Origin of the sequence: Jiangella alba (genome assembly GCF_900106035.1) — a bacterium.
Classification (GTDB): domain Bacteria; phylum Actinomycetota; class Actinomycetes; order Jiangellales; family Jiangellaceae; genus Jiangella; species Jiangella alba.
Map to the genome: position 1 here is coordinate 3,391,708 of NZ_FNUC01000004.1, position 18,120 is coordinate 3,409,827.

At 69.8% G+C, this 18,120-nt stretch carries 11 protein-coding genes; 10 read left to right on the plus strand and 1 reads right to left on the minus strand.

The window, feature by feature from the left end:
- The first annotated feature begins 61 nt into the window (after nucleotides 1-61).
- Entirely contained in the window at nucleotides 62-1,249 is a 1,188-nt protein-coding gene (locus tag BLV02_RS33405) for a sensor histidine kinase (RefSeq protein ID WP_069111526.1), read from the plus strand.
- Nucleotides 1,246-1,929 carry a response regulator transcription factor gene (locus BLV02_RS33410; RefSeq protein WP_069111525.1) on the plus strand — a complete coding sequence of 228 codons (684 nt, stop codon included), beginning with the start codon at nucleotides 1,246-1,248 and terminating at the stop codon, nucleotides 1,927-1,929. Before BLV02_RS33405 ends, BLV02_RS33410 begins: the two co-directional genes overlap by 4 nt.
- A 106-nt stretch (nucleotides 1,930-2,035) precedes the next feature.
- On the opposite strand, the gene BLV02_RS33415 is transcribed toward BLV02_RS33410, so the two are convergent.
- Nucleotides 2,036-3,052 carry a LacI family DNA-binding transcriptional regulator gene (locus tag BLV02_RS33415; protein WP_069111524.1) on the minus strand — a complete coding sequence of 339 codons (1,017 nt, stop codon included), beginning with the start codon at nucleotides 3,050-3,052 and terminating at the stop codon, nucleotides 2,036-2,038.
- Nucleotides 3,053-3,175: 123 nt separating this feature from the next.
- Between BLV02_RS33415 and BLV02_RS33420 the strand changes: the two genes are divergently transcribed.
- The 8 genes from BLV02_RS33420 to BLV02_RS33455 all read left to right on the plus strand — a co-directional run bounded on the left by BLV02_RS33420 (nucleotide 3,176) and on the right by BLV02_RS33455 (nucleotide 18,115).
- On the plus strand, nucleotides 3,176-4,552 hold the full coding sequence (locus tag BLV02_RS33420; protein ID WP_069111523.1) for an ABC transporter substrate-binding protein: 1,377 nt from the start codon (nucleotides 3,176-3,178) through the stop codon (nucleotides 4,550-4,552).
- Entirely contained in the window at nucleotides 4,549-5,475 is a 927-nt protein-coding gene (locus tag BLV02_RS33425) for a carbohydrate ABC transporter permease (protein ID WP_069111522.1), read from the plus strand. The genes BLV02_RS33420 and BLV02_RS33425 overlap by 4 nt, the downstream gene beginning before the upstream one ends.
- Complete coding sequence (locus tag BLV02_RS33430; RefSeq protein ID WP_069111521.1) at nucleotides 5,475-6,320, plus strand: carbohydrate ABC transporter permease; 846 nt, start codon at nucleotides 5,475-5,477, stop codon at nucleotides 6,318-6,320. The genes BLV02_RS33425 and BLV02_RS33430 overlap by 1 nt, the downstream gene beginning before the upstream one ends.
- A 34-nt stretch (nucleotides 6,321-6,354) precedes the next feature.
- Nucleotides 6,355-8,433, plus strand: coding sequence for a glycoside hydrolase family 2 protein (locus BLV02_RS33435; protein ID WP_069111520.1), 2,079 nt, complete (start codon nucleotides 6,355-6,357; stop codon nucleotides 8,431-8,433).
- 512 nt (nucleotides 8,434-8,945) lie between these two features.
- On the plus strand, nucleotides 8,946-10,973 hold the full coding sequence (locus BLV02_RS33440) for a YyaL domain-containing protein (RefSeq protein WP_069111519.1): 2,028 nt from the start codon (nucleotides 8,946-8,948) through the stop codon (nucleotides 10,971-10,973).
- 226 nt (nucleotides 10,974-11,199) lie between these two features.
- Complete coding sequence (locus BLV02_RS36935; RefSeq protein ID WP_069111518.1) at nucleotides 11,200-15,591, plus strand: Ig-like domain-containing protein; 4,392 nt, start codon at nucleotides 11,200-11,202, stop codon at nucleotides 15,589-15,591.
- A 193-nt stretch (nucleotides 15,592-15,784) separates the two neighbouring features.
- Nucleotides 15,785-17,143 carry an ABC transporter substrate-binding protein gene (locus BLV02_RS33450; protein ID WP_141711578.1) on the plus strand — a complete coding sequence of 453 codons (1,359 nt, stop codon included), beginning with the start codon at nucleotides 15,785-15,787 and terminating at the stop codon, nucleotides 17,141-17,143.
- Between the two features lie 12 nt (nucleotides 17,144-17,155).
- Nucleotides 17,156-18,115, plus strand: a complete 960-nt coding sequence (locus tag BLV02_RS33455; RefSeq protein ID WP_069111516.1) for a carbohydrate ABC transporter permease — start codon at nucleotides 17,156-17,158, stop codon at nucleotides 18,113-18,115.
- The last annotated feature ends 5 nt before the right edge of the window (nucleotides 18,116-18,120 follow it).

The following is an 18,120-nucleotide window of genomic DNA, read 5'->3' on the forward strand; positions in this document are numbered from 1 at the left end:
GGACAGGCGGTTCCTGGGAACGATGCCCGCCTGGGGAACGGCCTCGTATCGTGGGATCGCCATGACGAGTGCAGACGCCTCCCTCCCGCGACCACGCGCACCGTGGTGGCGGGAGACGGCGATCCTCGCCGCCACGTTCGTGCTCTGTCTCTCCGGCGGCGTCGCGCACGCCGACGGCACGTTCGGGCCGCCGCCGGCCGCGGCGTACGTCGTCGCGGTGCTGACATGTGCTGTGCTGCCGCTGCGGCACCGCGTACCGCTGGCCGCCCTCGCCGCTACGACCCTGTGCGGCATGGCGGTGGCCCCAGTGGACCTGCTGCTGACGCCGCTCGTCGTCGCCCCGATCGCGGTCGCCGCCTACGCCCTCGCGGTGCGCGACGAGAGGCGGGCGGCGGTCGCCATCCCCCTGTCAGCGGCGCTGCTGGTCTCGACGACCCCTCTCGTCGAGACCCTGTCGTGGCAGGACGTGACGCGGCTGGGCACAGTGATCGCGGTCCCGTTGGTGGCCGGCGTGCTCGGGTGGTCGGTGCAGAACCGGCGGGCCTACCTGGGCGCCGTCGAGGAGCGGGCCCGCCGCGCCGAGAAGAGCCGGGAGAGCGAAGCGCGCCGGAGGGTCGCCGAGGAACGGGTGCGCATCGCCCGGGAGTTGCACGATCTCGTGGCCCACCAGATCACCCTGGCCAACGCCCAGGCCATGGTCGCCGCCCAGATGTTCGACGTACGCCCCGAGCAGACCCGCACGAGCCTGGAGGACGTCATCGAAACCACCAGGAACGCACTCGACGACCTGCGGGCCACGGTCGGCCTGCTGCGCCAGTCGGGCGACGCGGTCGCACCCGCCGAACCGGCGCCCGGACTGTCCCGGCTTCCCACCCTCCTCGAGTCGTTCAGTCGCGCGGGCCTGGACGTCTCGATGCACCAGGAAGGCACGGCCAGGCCGCTGCCACCGGGAGTGGACCTCACCGCCTACCGCATCATCCAGGAGGCGTTGACGAACGTGACCAAGCACGCCGGCTCCGGCAGTGCCCGGGTGGGCCTCGACTGGAACCGCGACCGCCTGACCATCACCGTCGCCGACGACGGGAACGACGCTCCTCCGGCGCCGGACCGGCCACCCGGCTTCGGCCTGATCGGGATGCGCGAACGCGCCGCCGCGGTCGGCGGGCAACTCTCCGCGCGCCGGCGCCCGGAAGGGGGCTTCCTCGTTTCCACCGACCTGCCGCTCCCGGCCGTGAGGAGCACCCGATGACGGTCCGGGTGCTCCTTGCCGACGACCAGGCCCTCCTGCGCCAAGCGTTCCGGACGCTGCTCGACGTCGCCGACGACCTCACCGTCGTCGGCGAGGCCGCCGACGGCGGGGAAGCGGTGAGCCTCACCCGAGAGCTGCACCCGGACGTGGTGGTCATGGACATCCGGATGCCCGGCGTGGACGGCCTCACCGCCACCGCCGAGATCTGTGCGGACCCGGAGCTGCAGGCCACTCGCATCCTGATCCTCACGACCTACGAGACCGACGAGCACGTCGCCCAGGCGCTGCGCGCGGGAGCGAGCGGCTTCATCGGCAAGGGTATCGGGGCGGCCGACCTGCTCGACGCCGTCCGCACGATCGCCGGCGGCGAGACCCTGCTCTCGCCCGCCGCGACCCGCGCACTGATCGCCCGCTTCCTGGCCACACCTGCCGACGACCCGCCCTGGCATCGGCCCGAGCAGTTCGACGCGCTCACCCCGCGCGAACGTGAGATGGTGGCCCTGGTCGCGACCGGCCTGTCCAACCAGGAGATCGCCGAGCGGATGTTCCTCAGCCCCTTCACCGTCCGCGCCCATGTGCAGCGCGCCATGACGAAGCTGCAGGCCCGCGACCGCGCGCAGCTCGTCGTCATCGCCTACCAGTCAGGCCTGGCCTACGGCGGCACGGACCAGCCGCCGTGATCCGCGGATGGAACCGCCGTGCCCATGCGATCGGCGCGAAGTACGCCGACCTGGGCGTCTGAACCGGTCGCGCCACCAGGCGGCGTCGGGCGTGTACGCCTCGTGACTACCAGCGGCGGGTGCTGTCGCGCTCGATCAGCTGGTGCGGGACGACGATCTGGGTGGCGGGGCGCGTGGGGTCCTCGATGCGGCGCACCAACTGCTCGAGTGCGCGGGTCGCGATGACGTCCTTGTCGAGGGCGACGGTGCTCAGCGACGGGGTCGCGAACCGGCCCTCCTCGATGTCGTCGATGCCGATGATCGCGACGTCGTCGGGGATCCGCAGCCCGGCGTCCTGGACCGCCCGCATGGCGCCCATCGCGAGCAGGTCGGAGTAGCAGAAGATCGCGTCGGGTGGCACGTCCAGTGCGAGCAGCCGCCGCGTCGCGTCGTAGCCGTCGCGGCGGTGGTAGCGGGCGGCCGGCACGACGAGGTCGTCGTCGCGGGGGAGGCCGGCGTCGGCGAGGGCGCTGAGGTAGCCGGCGGTGCGCTGACGGGGCGTGCGGTAGGTCTCGCGCGGCTGCGCCCCGACGGCGGCGATGCGGCGCCGGCCGGTCGCGGCGAGGTGGGTCGTGGCCTCGTGGGCGGCCCGGGTGTTGTCGATGGCGATGTGGTCGAACCGGCCGGTGAAGGTGTGCTCGCCGAGCAGGATCGTCGGCAGGACGGTGCTGCTGTCGAGGTCGGCGATCTCGTCCTGGGTGACCAGGGGGCTGAACAGGACGCCGTCGAACAGCATGGTGCGGTCGGTGCCGGTCAGCAGCTGCCGTTCCCGCTCGTGGTCGTGGCCGGTCTGGTCGATCATCACCCGGTAGCCGTGCGCCGACGCGGCGTCGATGACCGCGCGGGCCAGCTCGCTGAAGTAGGGGACGTCGATCTCGGGGACGATCAGGGCGAGCAGGCCGGTGCGCCCGGTGCGCAGGTTGCGGGCGACGAGGTTGGGCCGGTAGCCCAGTTCGTCGATGGCGGCGAGGACGCGGCGCCGGACGTCGTCGCTGACGTGGGTGTAGTCGTTCACGACGTTCGACACGGTGCGGGGCGACACCTTGGCCAGCCGGGCGACGTCCTTCACGGTGACCTGACTCATCCACACCTCCCGCTCGGCTGCCCGTCCATGATCCCGGTTCGGGAGAGCTTTTGCAACGTGGAAAATTGCGCTACATTCTTTGCCACGTTGCAAACGCGCTGGCTGTCCACACAAGGGAGTGTCATGAAGCGCAACCAGACTCGAGGATGGACGTGGGCGGCAGCCGCCGGCCTGGCCACCGTTCTGCTGGCCGCCTGCGGGCCCGAGGTCAGCTCCGACGCCGAGTCCGGCGACGGCGGCACCGGCCCGGCCGAAGGCACACTGGCCGCGCCGGACACCGACGCGCCGGCCGGCGAGATCACCATCTGGGACCGCTCCGGCGACCTGTACGAGGTCTTCGACGGCGTCATCGAGCGGTTCACCGAGCGCTACCCGGACATCGTCGTGCACCACGAGGCCGTCGACATCGACACCAAGCTGCCGAACACACTGATCGCCGCCGCCGATGTGCCCGACGGTGTGTTTCTCGACGACGCGAAGGTGGCCGGGCTGTCGGACCACTTCTACGACCTCTCCGCCGTGCTGGAGCCGTACCTCGACGACATCGCGGCGCAGAAGGTCGAGGTCAACACCGTCGGCGAACACATCTACGGCGTGCCGTGGGACCTCAACCCCGGGCTGCTCTACTACCGTGCGGACATCCTCGAGGACGTCGGCATCGACCCGGCGTCGATCGAGACCTACGACGACCTGTTCGCCGCGGCGGAGCAGATCAAGGCGGCACGGCCCGACGCCGCGCCGATCCACCTGGAGAAGGAGCCGTTCCTCGGCCAGCTCTGGCTGGAGATGTTCGCCAGCCAGCTGGGCACCAGCCTGGCCGACGCGGACGGCGAGCTGCGGCTGGACTCGCCCGAGTACCGGCAGATCCTGACCTGGCTCGACGAGGTGAACGAGGCCGGCCTCGGCACCCGCGCGGAGTACCTCGGTCCGGCCGACCTCGCGACGCTGGAGAGCGGGCAGCAGGTCTTCGTCCCGTGGGCGATCTGGTGGGACTTCGCGCCGCAGCAGCTGCTGCCGCAGACCACCGGGCAGTGGCGGGCGATGCCGTTGCCGGCGTGGACCGAGGGCGGCGCGCGCAGCGGCGCGATGGGCGGGTCCAGCTTCGTCATCCCGCGCGACGCGGAGAACCCGGAGCTGGCCTGGTTGTTCTACGAGTTCCTGGTGTTCGACCCGGAAGGTTTCCAGGCCGTCTACGGGCCCAACGCGATCTACCCGGACGGCCTCAACACGTCGGTGCCCAGCTACGCGCCGGCCGCCGACCCGGCCGCGCCGTTGTTCGGACCGCTCGACGCGCTCGGCGGCCAGGACCTCTGGCCGATCGCGATCGAGGCCGGAGCGCAGATCCCCGGCGGGACGCCGATCCCGAGTTGGTGGGCCGGCGCCGTCGAGTACCTCGGGAACAACCTGCAGCGGATGTTCGACGGAGAGCTGACGCCGGAGCAGGTCATCGCCGAGTCCACCGAGCAGATCCAGGCCAACCTGGTGGAACGCGCGTCGTGACTGTGACCAGCACCGAGGTGCGCGGACGAACCGCGGCGGCGCCGGCCCGGCGCCGCCGCGGGCGCCCGTCCAGGCGGCGGCTGGCGCCGTACGTCTTCGTGCTGCCGTTCGTGGCGATCTTCCTCGCGTTCAGCGTGTACCCGCTGATCTACACCTTCCGGCTCAGCTTCACCGCCTGGAGCGGGTCCGGCCCGGCCCGCTGGGTCGGCTGGGACAACTACACGTACCTGCTCGGCAGCGAGGCGTTCTGGTCCTCGCTGGCCAACTCGGCGGTGCTGTGGCTGCTCATCGTGCCGGTACAGGTCGTGGTCGCGCTGCTCGCGGCGGTGCTGCTGAACAACGCGAAACTGCGGCTGCGCGGCTTCTACCGCACCGTCGCACTGGTGCCTTTCGTCACGCCCCTGGTGGCGATGGCGCAGATCTGGATCGTCGTGTTCGACGCCGACTACGGCGCGGTGAACCAGTTGCTCGGCGCCGTCGGGCTGCCGGAGATCGACTGGCTGACGTCGACGGTGTGGGCGAAGCCGACGCTCGCGCTGCTGTTCCTGTGGAAGACGACCGGGTTCGCGATCGTGATCCTGCTGTCCGGGCTGCAGTCGATCCCGGCGTCGGTGTACGAGGCGGCCGAGCTGGACGGCGCGTCGCGGACCCGGCAGCTGGTCAGCATCACGGTGCCGCTGGTCCGCCGGGTCGTGCTGTTCCTCGTCGTCATGCAGACGCTGGCGGTGTTCCAGATGTTCGCCGAGCCGTACGTCGTCACCGACGGCGGGCCGTACGGGTCCACCACGACGGCCGGGCTCTACCTCTACGACCACCTCGGCCGGTCCGACCTCGGTACCGGCTCGGCCAACTCGTTCCTGCTGGTGGCGCTCGTGATGCTGATCTCGCTGCTGTTCGTCCGGCTGCTCCGGGAGCGGGACTGATGACCCGCCGGCCGGCCGTCGCGTCGCACGTCTTCCTGATCGTGCTGACGGCGGCGTTCCTCGCGCCGGTGATGTGGGCGCTGCTGTCGTCGCTGAAGCAGCCGGCGACGATCATCACCGACCCTCTCGGCTTCGACCCGGGCGCCTTCACGCTCGGCAACTACCGGGCGATGTTCGAGGACGTCCCGATCGCGTCGGGCTTCCTCAACACCGCGATCGTGCTGGTGCTCAAGGGCGGGTTGACGCTGTTCTTCGCCCCGCTCGCCGGGTTCGCGTTCGCGAAGTACCGGTTCGCCGGCCAGAACGTGATCTTCGGCGCCGTCCTGCTGACGCTGATGCTGCCGACCATCGTCCTGGTCGTGCCGCTGCTGCTGCAGATGCGCGAGCTGGGCTGGGTCAACACCTACCAGGCGCTGGTGCTGCCCGGCGCCGTCGACGCGTTCGCGATCTTCTGGATGCGGCAGGTCATCGCGGCCGTCCCGGACGAGCTGCTGGACGCTGCCCGGGTCGACGGATGCGGGGAGTTCCGCATCTTCGTCTCGATCGTGATGCCGGTGATCCGGCCTGGGTTGGCAGGGCTGGCCGTCCTGACCGTGATGAACATCTACAACGACTTCGTCTGGCCGGTCGTGGTCACGTCGCAGGAGTCGATGCAGACCCTGCAGGTCGTGCTGGCCACGCTCGCGCAGAACATCACCGGCAACCGCATCGGCGCCGACTTCGCCACCGTCTGGGGCGAGCTGCTGGCCGCAAGCTCGATCGCGCTCGTCCCGCTGCTCGTGGTGTTCGTGCTGCTGCAGCGCCACTTCATCAACGGCATTCTCGCCGGCTCGGTCAAAGGCTGACCGCGCCCCGACCATCGGACGAAAGGCTCCATCCGTGACGCACCAGCACGAGTACCCCCGCCCGGACCGCGACCGCTCCGCCGCCTGGCTCCCGCTCGACGGACGCTGGGAGTTCCGGCCCGACGACGAGGCCGGCGCCGCCGGTCCCGGCGACCTGCAGGCCGGGCCGTGGCCGGAGTCGATCGTGGTGCCGTTCGCGTGGGAGACGCCGGCGTCGGGCGTGCGGCGGACCTGGCTGGAGACAGCGTGGTACCGGACGACGGTGAGTCTTCCGCCCTCCTGGGCGGGCGAGCACGCGTTCCTGTGCTTCGGCGCGGTCCACCACGAGGCGACGGTCTGGGTGAACGGTGAGCCTCTGGGCCGGCACACCGGCGGCTACACGCCGTTCGAGTTCGACCTCGGCGCCGTCACCGGGGCGGGGGAGCGGGCCGAGATCGTCGTGCGCGTCCACGCTCCGGCGGACAAGCGGGAGATCCCGCACGGCAAGCAGCGCTCGATCCCGCGCGACGACTACGACGGCGTCAGCTTCACCCCCACCTCCGGCATCTGGCAGCCGGTGTGGCTGGAGCGCCGGCCGGCCACCTACGTCGACGCGGTCGAGCTGCGCGGCGACTCACTCACCGGCATCGACGCGACGGTGACGGCGGCCGGCCCGCTGGCCGCCGGTGCGGTCGTCACGCTGCACACCGAGGGCGTCGCCGTCGAGCTGACCTGCGACGAGACCGGCGTGGCGCGCGGGCGGCTGCCGCTGGAGCGGCCGCGGCCGTGGTCGCCCGCGGACCCGCACCTGTACCGCGTCGACGTCACACTGCGCACCGCCGACGGAGCCGACACACTCGCCGCGCACACCGGGCTGCGCCGCATCGAGGCCGACGGCGACCGGCTGCGGCTCAACGGCGAGCCGCTCTACGTCCGCGGCGTGCTCGACCAGGGCTACTGGCCCGGCGCCGGGCTCACCGCGCCCGGTCCGGAGGCGCTGCGTGAGGACCTCCGGCTGGCCGCAGCGGCCGGGTTCAACCTGGTTCGCAAGCACCTCAAGTTCGAGGACCCGCGCTGGCTGCACGAGGCCGACCGCACCGGGATGCTGGTCTGGGCCGAGCCGGCCAGCACCAGCCGGTTCACCGACGCCGGGTGCGCGGCGTTCGAGGACCAGCTGGCCGCGATGGTGCGCCGCGACGGCAACCACCCGTCGATCGTCGTGTGGGGCCTCTACAACGAGGAGTGGGGGCTGGACTGGGACGTCCCCGGCGACGAGCGCAAACGCGACGCCGTCCGTCACGCCTACGACCTGCTCGCGGCGCTCGACCGGACCCGCCCGATCGTCGACAACTCCGGCTGGACGCACGTGCGCACCGACCTCGTCGACTGGCACCACTACGAGGAGGACCCGGCGACGTGGGCGCGGACGGTGGCCGCGCTGGCCTCCGGCGAGCGCGCCGCGTTCCCGGTGCGGCTCGGCCCGGACCACGTCGAGGACAAGGCGATCTACGCCGACGACGCCGTGCCGCGGTCCGGCGTGCCGTTCCTCAACAGCGAGTACGGCGGCGGCTTCACCAGCCTGGAACGCGGCTGGCAGCTGCGCTGGCAGACCCAGGAGCTGCGCCGCCACGACCGCATCGCCGGGTACGTCTACACCGAGTTGGCCGACGTCGAGCACGAGAGCGCCGGGCTGCTCGCCGAGGACCGGTCCGCGAAGGACCTCGGCGGCTTCGACCCGTCGATCGTCCACGCGCCGACCACGCTCGTCTTCGACGTCGAGCCGCTGGCCGCCGGCACCGACCTCGCACCCGGCGACGCCGAGTTCGAGGTCCCGGTGCGGGTCTCGCACCACGGACCCGGCCGGTTGCACACGACCGTCCGCGCCGTCTGGACCCCGGCCGGCGCGCGCCGTCCGGGCCACGACACCAAGCCAGACTGCGAGTCCGCGCCGCTCACCGTTGAGCCGTTCGCGCTCAGCGAGCCGGTCGTGCTGCGAACCGCGCTGCCGGACGGACGACGCACCGGTCGGCTGTGGTGCTGGACCGGCGACGACCCGGCCGACGCCGACGCCGTCGGCTTCCTCGACGTCGGCTACGTGGAGCCGGGCCGCACGGCAGGAGGGAGTGGCAACTGAGGGGGATCGGTCGCCGTCCTGGTCAGCCGTGCTCGCGGAAACACACGGCCGTGAGCCCCGGCGGGGCGAGCACGACCAGGCCCCGGGGAGCTGTTGACCTGGTCGGACTACCTGTCGACGCCGACGCCGAACGGCTCCGCTGGGCCGCCGCTGCCGGCTCGCTCAGTGTCCGCGCCGCCAGCCGGACCCCTGCAGGGCATTCTCGAAGATCTGCGCCTGGTGTTGCGGCCCCGGCCACGGGTTCGCGGGCACCCTCGAGACCCGGACGACCGTGACGGCCGGGGAGCCGGCCGGTGCGTGCCTTGCCCCGTGCGCCGGGGACGCGCGGGTGCCACGCCGGCACGTTCACGATCTGCCGCTGCCCCTACCTTCGCCAACGTATAAATGTATTGACATTCAGATCTTATGAACATAAGGTCGAGCGGCGAGTGCCGCTTCCGTGACGGTGCTGCGTGCGTCGTCGGGTGCCGGCATGTGCCTTGTCGCGTTCGACTAGACCTTGAGGATGAACGGTGACCAACGATCAGTACGAGTTCGTTCGTGAAGCCGATGAGTGGACGCTGAGGCGCGACGGTGCCCCGGTCCTGCGAGTGCTGGGGTGCGCGGGGGCCAGCGACAGTTTCACACCGATCGAGAACGGGTTCTGGCTGTGGGAGCGGGTGTGCGACGAGCCGACCGACTCGATGCGGATGGAGCTCGAGACGGCCTTCGCGCCGGAGTTCACGATGGTGCCGGGCATCAGCTACAACGGCAACGGCTGGGGAGACACGCCCGAGTACGTGGGTGACAGGGCCTCCGACGGCACACCCTGGACCTGGGCGTGGCACCGAGGCACGATCCCGGCCTGCACCTACTCGGCCGCGGGCGGGCAGGCGGTCGTGCTGTCGGGCGCTCTCGACGACGCCGTCAGCTGCTCGCTCACGCGCGAGGGTGACGTCGAGCGCCACACGCTGCTGTGGCCCGAGGTCGAGGGCCCGCAGGTGCTGCATCGCCACTTCTGGAAGGACTCCTACCAGGGCACGATGAAGCCGAGGCGCACCTTCCAGGCGGTGATCGGCGGCTTCGCGGCGCCACGGCCGCACCTGGACTACCAGCCGCTGCTCGACTTCGCCCTGCGGTACTACGGCCACCCGGTTCAGGAACCGCTCGGACCGCAGCGGCTCTACGACCTGAGCATCGCGTACACCAAGTTCCTCTGGACTCAGGAGCCGGACGGTTTCATCAGCATCAACCGAGGCTGCGGCTGGCACGAGGACGTCACCGCGTTCGGCAAGACGAGGATCTCCAAGTACGAGATCGGCTGGGTCGGTCAGAGCGCGTCGCTGTCGGTGGCGCTCCTGGAGGAGTACCTGCGAAGCGGCGACGAGGATGCCCGCGACAAGGGGCTGAGCGTGCTGGACCACTGGTGCAGGTTCGTGCTGCCGAACGGCATGATCCGCATCAAGTTCAACATCTCTCCCGAGGTGGACGGCGTGATGGAGACGCCCGTCGAGACGCTCGTGCAGAGCAAGGAGCCCGGGAAGGAGCTCCCGTACGAGGAGTACCACCCGGAGTTCGTCACCGGCCCCGACGGCAAGCGCATCTTCCCGATCGACGCCTGCAACCTCGGTGGCGCCGCGGAGTACCTGCTGGACGCCTATCTGCTGGCGGAGCGGGCCGGAACGCCGCGCGAGCACTACAAGAGCGTCGCGTTGGGGATCTGTGACTTCGCGCTGCGCGAGCAGAAGGCGAACGGGCAGTTCGCCAAGGCCTGGAACCCTGACGGGAGCGTGTTCCGCGAGGGCGGCACCGTCGGCTGCTTCCTCGTTCCCGCCTTGCTGAGGGCGTACGAGATCACGCACGAGGAGCGCTACCTGGAGAGCGCGAAGCGTGCCTTCGACTTCTACTACGACGAGCTGGTGCGCGACGGGTACACCACCGCCGGAGCGCTCGACACCTACTGCATCGACAAGGAATCCTCCAGCCCGCTGCTGATCTCGGCGCTCCGCCTGCACCGGCTCGCTGGTGAGCATCGCTACCTCGAGGCGGCCGAGACCACGGCGTGGTACCTGAGTACGTGGATGATGCACTTCACCGTGCGGTACCCGGAGGGCAGCCTGCTCCACCAGGTCGGCATCGACACCTTCGGCATGACGTCGGTGTCGACGGCCCACACCGCGGTCGACCAGTACTCGTTGCACGACGTGCTGTCGTTCCTGGAGCTCGCCGAGCTCACCGGGAACCCCCAGTGGCACGAGCGGGCGCTGGCGCTGTGGGTCGGGGCCAACCAGCTGGTCTCCGACGGCACCCTGGCGGTCCGTGGCCGGGTCCGGCCGGCGGGCTCCCAGGACGAGGCCATCTTCCACACCCGCTGGGGCCGGCCGGTCGTCACCGAGTTCAAGCCGTGCGAATGGCTGCCCGCCTGGCCGACGGCGTTCCGCCTGGAGGTGCTCCGCACGCTCGAGAGCTGGGACGCCCTCGACAAGGGCCTCACCTCGATCGCCGGGGAGATCGACGTCCCGCGGCCGACGGAGCCGGCCGCGCCGCTGGGCGTGAGCTAGACCGATCCGACCCCCGCCGACGGGGGCATCGCACTGAGGGCCGTGGCTGACCAGCCGCGGCCCTCGGTCGCGCTCCGGGAATCGCCCCGCCGCGAACCTTTGACCTCCTGCGCGAGGACCGATACCGTAACGTAAGAACAACTGAATTGTTCTTACATTTGCACCACAGGCGACATCCACTCACGTCGTGGAGACCCGAGCACCCACTCACCCCCGTGGAGCCCCGATGACGCGTGTGTCCACCACTCTGGCCGCCATGGTCGCTGCCGTTGCCCTGGTCTTCTCCGGCCTCGTTGCGCCGTCGGCCTCCGCCGCCGACGAGACCGTCGTCTACCTCGACCAGGCCGGCGGCGACGACACCTCTCCTGGAACCGACCCGGACCAACCCCTGCGCACGCTCACCCAGGCGCTGCGGAAGGTCACTCCCGACGGTGGCCGCATCGTCATCATGAGCGACTACCGGCTCGAACTCTCGATCACCGAGCCCGCACACACCGGCGACATCCTCGTGACCAGCTCCGACGGCGAGACGGACTATCCGGGCCGACTGATCTTCGGAAACACGCCGTTCATCGAGTACAACCTCGCGGGACCCACGACCTTCGCGGACCTGGGTGTCGTCACCTCGCAGTGGGCCGTCTTCGCCGCGAACTGGAACCCGATCACCTTCGGCGAGGGCGTCTCGATGCAGAGCGTGCCCACGCCAGGGGTCCGGCAGGTCTTCGTGGTGGGTGGCTATCACGGGCCGTCCGCGGAGGACACCGCGCTCGACGCCGACTCGCACATCACGATCGACTCGGGGACCTTCTACAAGGTGGTGGGCTTCAGCCGGGGCAAGGGCGCCGGGACGCAGACCTACACCGGCACCTCTCACATCACGCTCAACGGCGGCATCGTCCAGGAGATCTTCGGGGCATCGCTCGAGAACCACTACTCGGGCAGCACCGAGATCACGATGACCGGTGGCCGCGTGGGTGCCTTGCACACGGCCGGCGATGTGACCCGCTACCTCGTCGGCAGTGCCGATGTCGAGCTCACCGGCGGTCACGTCAACACGATCGACATCAACAACGTGGTCGAGGACGTCGACCTCACGCTCGACGGCGTGGACTGGGGCGCCATCGAGGCCGAGAACGCCTGGGGCGGGGAAGATCGCCACCAGCAGATCCTCGAGTTCGCGGCGGTCCGGACGGTGCGCTTCGCGGGGCAGCACCACACGGCGGACCAGGTCGCGGCGCTCAGGGAGATCTTCGACGTCCTGATCAACACCGGGGACGTCCACGTCAGTGCTGACGGCAGCGGCGGCGAGTGCACCGCGGAGCACCCGTGCGGCAGCCTCGAGACCGCTCTGGGCCTGCTCGCCGCCGACGGCGGTGCCATCACGATCAGCGGCGACGTCGCCTGGGACGTCGACGCGGCCACGCTGGCCGCCGGCGCAGGGCGGGTGTCGTTCGTCGGCGACGGCGCGGCCTCGATCGCCTTCCCCGCCGACGCCGAGATCGCGATCGCGCGTGACGTCACCTTCAGCTCGGTCGAGCTGGCGAACGCGGGCGCGTTGGACCTGCTGGCCGACGGTGTGGACCTGACGATCGGCGAGGGGGTCACCGTGGCCGACGGCGGCCAGGTGAGCGTGGCCGGCATCAGCGACGGCGCCTCGATCTCGATCGAGTCCGGCGAGTTCGCCCGCGTCGTCGGCATCACCGATCTGACCGGCGACTTCGCCGGCACGACGGACGTGACGATCGCCGGCGGTGCGGTCGAGCAGGTCTGGGCCGGTACCGACACCGCCCACGACGTGTCCGGTGCGGTGGCGACCGTGGCCGGCGGTGAGGTCGGGACGCTCCGCTCCTCCGCGGGCCGGATCACCGAGACGCTGATGGCTCGGCTCCTCGGCGGCAGCGTGAGCAACGCGCTGCTCGAGGGTGCTGACGGCGAGGTCAGGGCGCGGATCGGCGAGACCGGGATCGGTGCGATCTCGGTCGCGGACTGGTCGGCCGCCGATGGTGCGGCGCGCACGCTGACGCGGCTGCCAGGCGCCGACCAGGGGGTGATCGACCAGATCGCGGCCGCGTTCGACAGCGTCACCGAGGACGAGGTCGTGTACCTGTCCGCCGACGGCGATGGTGACGGCTCCAGCCCGTCCCACGCCAGTGGTGACCTGAGTGCGGCGATCGCCGCCCTGTCCGGTGACGGGCGGGTGGTGGTGACGGACCAGTACACGGTCGACGAGGGGTACGACGTGGGCGACCACGGCACGCACGCCGTGCTCACCACCGACGACGGCGACATCGACTTCGCTGCCGACGGCGCGGCGCTGCAGATCGAGGGCGCGCTGCGGCTGGGTGGTCCGACCACCTTCGAGAACGTGCTGCTGCAGTCCCCGGCCGTCGACGGCACCATCTATGCGATGGGTGAGCCCTTGACGATCGGTGCCGGCGTCGACACCGCGTTCACCCGGCGCGGCGAGACCCACCTGAGCATCGTCGGCGGAAGCAACGACACCGAGCCTGCGCCGGTCACCTCGGTGACGGTCGAGGGCGGGCAGTGGGCCGGCCTGCGCGGCGGGTCCGACAACACCGCGGCGGTGACGACCAGCGCCGAGGTGACCGTCCAGATCGACGGCGGCACGTTCTACGGGCCGGTCGTCCTCTCCCACCGTGGCGAGAGCTCGGGATCGGCCTCCGCCACGATCGACGGCGGGACGTTCATGCGGGGTGTCTACGCCGTCCACGAGGAGGACGGGAGCGGCTACGCAGCCGACTACGACGCGGACGTCACGGTGAACGGTGGCGAGTTCTGGGCGACGATCGCGCCGGCGAAGTCCCGCTCGACCGTGCTGGCCGGCACGTTCGACCTCACGGTCACCGGCGGCGACTTCGGCCACCTCACCGACCTGCTCGGCACGGAGGGCTTCGCCGGGGACATGGCGAGCGCCCTGCACGTCGATCCCGCGGTCGAAGCGGCGGTGCCGGAGGGTGAGCTGACGTTCACCAACCCGCTCGTCCGGGCGGCGGACCCGTACATGTTCACCCACCAGGGGCAGTACTACTTCCTGGCGACGTCCGGTACCACGATGGCGCTGCACAAGGTCGCCAACCCCTCTGACCTGTCCGAGTCTGTGGGGTCGGTGATCTTCGCTCCCGAGGACATGCAGAACCTGTGGTCGCCGGAGGTGCATCACCTGACAGCCGAGGAGGTCGGCGAGGAGAACGCCGGGTGGTACCTGTACCTGTCGGCGACCGACCCGAACGATCCGGCCGCCGAGGGCCAGCGCCAGTACGTGCTCAAGGCGCTGGACGGCGACGACCTGCTGGGCCGCTGGGGCAACCCGGTCACCGGTGAGGTGAACGTCCCGCAGCGCATCACGAACGCCGATGATCCCGACTTCAACACCGACGAGTTCGTGGCGGGCATCTCGCTCATGCGAGTGGCCGGCGAGACCTACATCACCTACGTCGCCGAAGAGGGACGCGGAACGGCCGACTTCCACCAGACGATCAACATGAGCCACATGGTCAACCCGTGGACCCTCTCCGGTGAGCCGAGCATCATCACCAAGTCCGAGTACGACTGGGAGATGCATGGGTACGCCCAGTCGACCAGCGACCCGAACATGTGGTGGCCGAAGGTCGTGGAGGGCGGAACCGCCGTCTACGGCGACGACGGCGAGGTGTACATGGCGTACTCCGCCAGCGGCTACTGGACCATCTACTACGCCATCGGCTATCTGAAGTACACCGGTGGCGACCCGATGGCCGCCTCGAACTGGGTCAAGAACCCGACCCCGATCATGAGCAAGAACACCGAGGTCACCGGCACGGGTACGGGTCCGAACTTCGTCGACCACGAGGGCACCGACTGGTTCATGTTCCAGGCTCGTCCGGGCCCGGACACGCAGACGGCCCGGTACGCCTTCATCGAGCCGTACACCGCTGACGCCGACGGGCTGACGATCGGCGACGGCTCGGGCCAGCCGGCACCGCTGGAGACCGAGTACACGTTGAGCGTGAACCCGATCCCGCTGAGCGAGAAGATCAGCGGGTTCACCCCCGCCGATGGCGTACGCCCGGACGTGTCACTGGTGTCGCCGTCGGCGCCGGGGCCGACGCCCGAGCTGGCGATCCAGGTAGAGGCGACCGACGACGTCGGGCTGGCGAGGATCGTGGCGAACATCTACGACGGCGACAGGCTCGTGAAGAGCACGTCGTCCACGGTCGACGGCGCCGCCTCGGCCACGCACACCGCGACCGTGACGCTGGCCGACGGCGACTACACGATCCGGTACAACGCTCGCGACCTGGCCGGCAACGTGTCGCGAACCTCGACCTTCGACGTCACCGCGGACGCCACGGCGCCGACGGTGACCGTGAAGGAGGGCCCGCAGTTCACCGTCGAGGCGGACGGCGGGGGCTACGCACAGGTCAGCTACAAGCTCCACGACGCCGGGAAGATCGACAAAGCCGTGCTGAACGCGACGGTGATCGACCTGACCGACAACACCTGGTCGGACCTGAACGGCGTCCGGCCCGGCGTCTTCGGCGCCGTCAGGGGCGAGAACACGCTGGTCGTGTACGACGTCGCGGGCAATGGCGCGACGGTCACGTTCGCCCTGGAGTGACCGCACCTCGTCCGCCGGCCTGCGTCCGTTCCCCGAACGGATCGCAGGCCGTCGGCGTTTACGGGCACGTGGAAGAATGTAAGCACCTCTAGACATTGACACAATAACAACGTGTTCATATGCTGCCTCAATCAGCAGCAGCGTCAGGTGTGCGTCACGCACGTCGGTGCTGTCCGGACAAGGAGGTCTGACGGTGGTCAGCAGCAATCGACAGCTCAGCCGGCGCACTCTGCTGGGCGGAGCCCTCGGGCTCATGGCCGGGTCGAGCCTGCTCTCGGCCTGTGGTTCCGGCAGTGGTGGTGGCGGGAGTGCCAACCCGCCCGCCGATCAGGGGGGCTCGGACGAGGGTGAGCTGGTCGTCTGGGGCGGCGTGGCACCCGAGAGCGGTCCTCAGGAACTGGTCACCGCGTTCATGGCGAAGTACCCCGGCATCAAGGTGGAGTACGTCCGGTACGTCAACGACGAACAGGGCATCCTCAAGCTCGACACCGCGTTGCAGGGCGGCGTCCCGATCGACGTGTTCTTCTCGTACGGGACCGTCGATGTGGTCCGTCGCTCGCAGGCGGGCCTCGCGCTCGACCTCACCGAGCTCGCTCGCGAGGACGAGCTGGCGAAGGCGTTCGTTCAGGACGAGCCGATCAGCACCCTGGTCGACGGCAAGCTCTACTCGATCCCGACGACGCACTTTCCGAACTTCGTCGTCATCAACCAGGACGCGATGGACGCCGCGGGGATCGAGATCCCGTACGACTGGACCGTGGACGACTACCACCGGGTCGCGCAGGAGTTCAAGGCCGCCGGTTTCGATGTCGGCGCCTACAACGTGCCTCGGCACGAGGCCGCCGGCCTCGGCGGCGACTACCTCTACAAGGAGGGCGGCACCGAGTCCAACTTCGACCACCCGCTCTTCCGGCAGCGGCTCGAGGACATCCTGGCGATGGAGGACGACGGCTCGATCTTCACCCAGGAGAGGATCACGGCCGAGGGCATCGGGGGATACGCGCAGAACTACTTCCTCGACGGAACGTTCGCCATGATGCTCGACGGCACGATCGCGATCCGGTACATCAAGAATCTCGAGGAATACCCGCACGACTTCCGTACCACCTTCCGGCCCTACCCGGGCCTCGTGACCGGCGAGCCGTACTTCAACCCCGGCGTGCGCGGGGACGACGTCCAGATCTCCTCGAAGAGCCAGTACCAGTCCGCGGCGTGGACGTTCGTCAAGTTCTGGATGGGCGAAGGAGCGCAGTTCATGTCGCCGTCCGGGAAGGTCTCACCGGCCCAGTACGAGAACCCGACGGACGAGCTGTTCGAAGGCCTGTTCGGGCCCGACGCGGACACCCTCTTCGACGTCGAGTCGTTCGAGAAGACGTTCTTCGCCCCGGAGCCGCCGCTGTCCGTGCGCAGCATCACGACCGCCTACACCGAGATCTCCAAGCTCAAGGAGCAGACCGAGAGCGAGATCCGGCTTCGCACCAAGTCGATCGACGACGGCCTCGCGGAGATGAAGCAGAAGGCCGACGAGGCCATCGCCGCCGCGCTGTCCTGACGGATGAGACCCGTGACTGTGCTCGAAGAAGTGTCCAAGCCGGGCGGGACGGCGTCGACGCCGTCCCGCGTCCGGAAGCCGGGCCGGCTCGTCAACGGCTACCGCTGGTGGGTGCCGTGGGTGTTCCTGGTGCCGATCGTCGTCCTGGTGCTGGCGTTCCTGGTGGTCCCGCTGTTCTCGGGCCTGTTCATCGCCTTCACCGACTGGAATGTCGTCTCCGGGATCGAGGGCATCCGGTGGATCGGCCTGGCCAACTTCCAGGAGCTCTTCCAGGACGACATGTTCTGGTCGTCCATCGGCAGGACGTTGTTCTACGCCGGCGTCGGGACACCGCTCACGGTCGCCGTCGGGATGCTCCTCGGCCTGGCGCTGAACCAGCCGATGCCGGCGCGCGGCCTGATCCGGGCGATCTTCTTCCTTCCCGCCCTCGTCAACACGATCGCGGCGGGGACCGTGTGGCTCTCGCTGCTCCACCCGACGTCGGGACCCGTGAATCAGGCGCTGACCTCCCTCGGGATCGAGGACCCGCCCACGTGGTTCGTCTCCCAGACCTGGGCGCTGCCGGCGATCGTGATCATGTCGGTGTGGATCAGCGCCGGATACGTGGCGATCCTGGTCATCGCCGCACTGCAGGACATGCCGCCCGAGCTGTACGAGGCCGCCAAGATCGACGGAGCGGGGGCGTTCCGGCAGTTCACCACCGTCACGCTGCCGGGGCTGGTCCCGATCCTCACCTTCCTGCTCATCACCTCGTTCATCGGGCGCTCGCAGACGTTCGGACTGATCCAGTTCATGACCGGCGGCGGCCCGGGCGATTCGACCACGGTGCTCTCGTACTACATGTACGAGGCCGGCTTCCACTCGTACCGATTCGGCTACGCGGCGGCGATCGGTCTGATGAGCATGCTGGGCGTGCTGGCGTTGTCGGTGGGACTGTTCCGTCTGCAACGGGGCCGGGGACTGTACACATGAGGAGC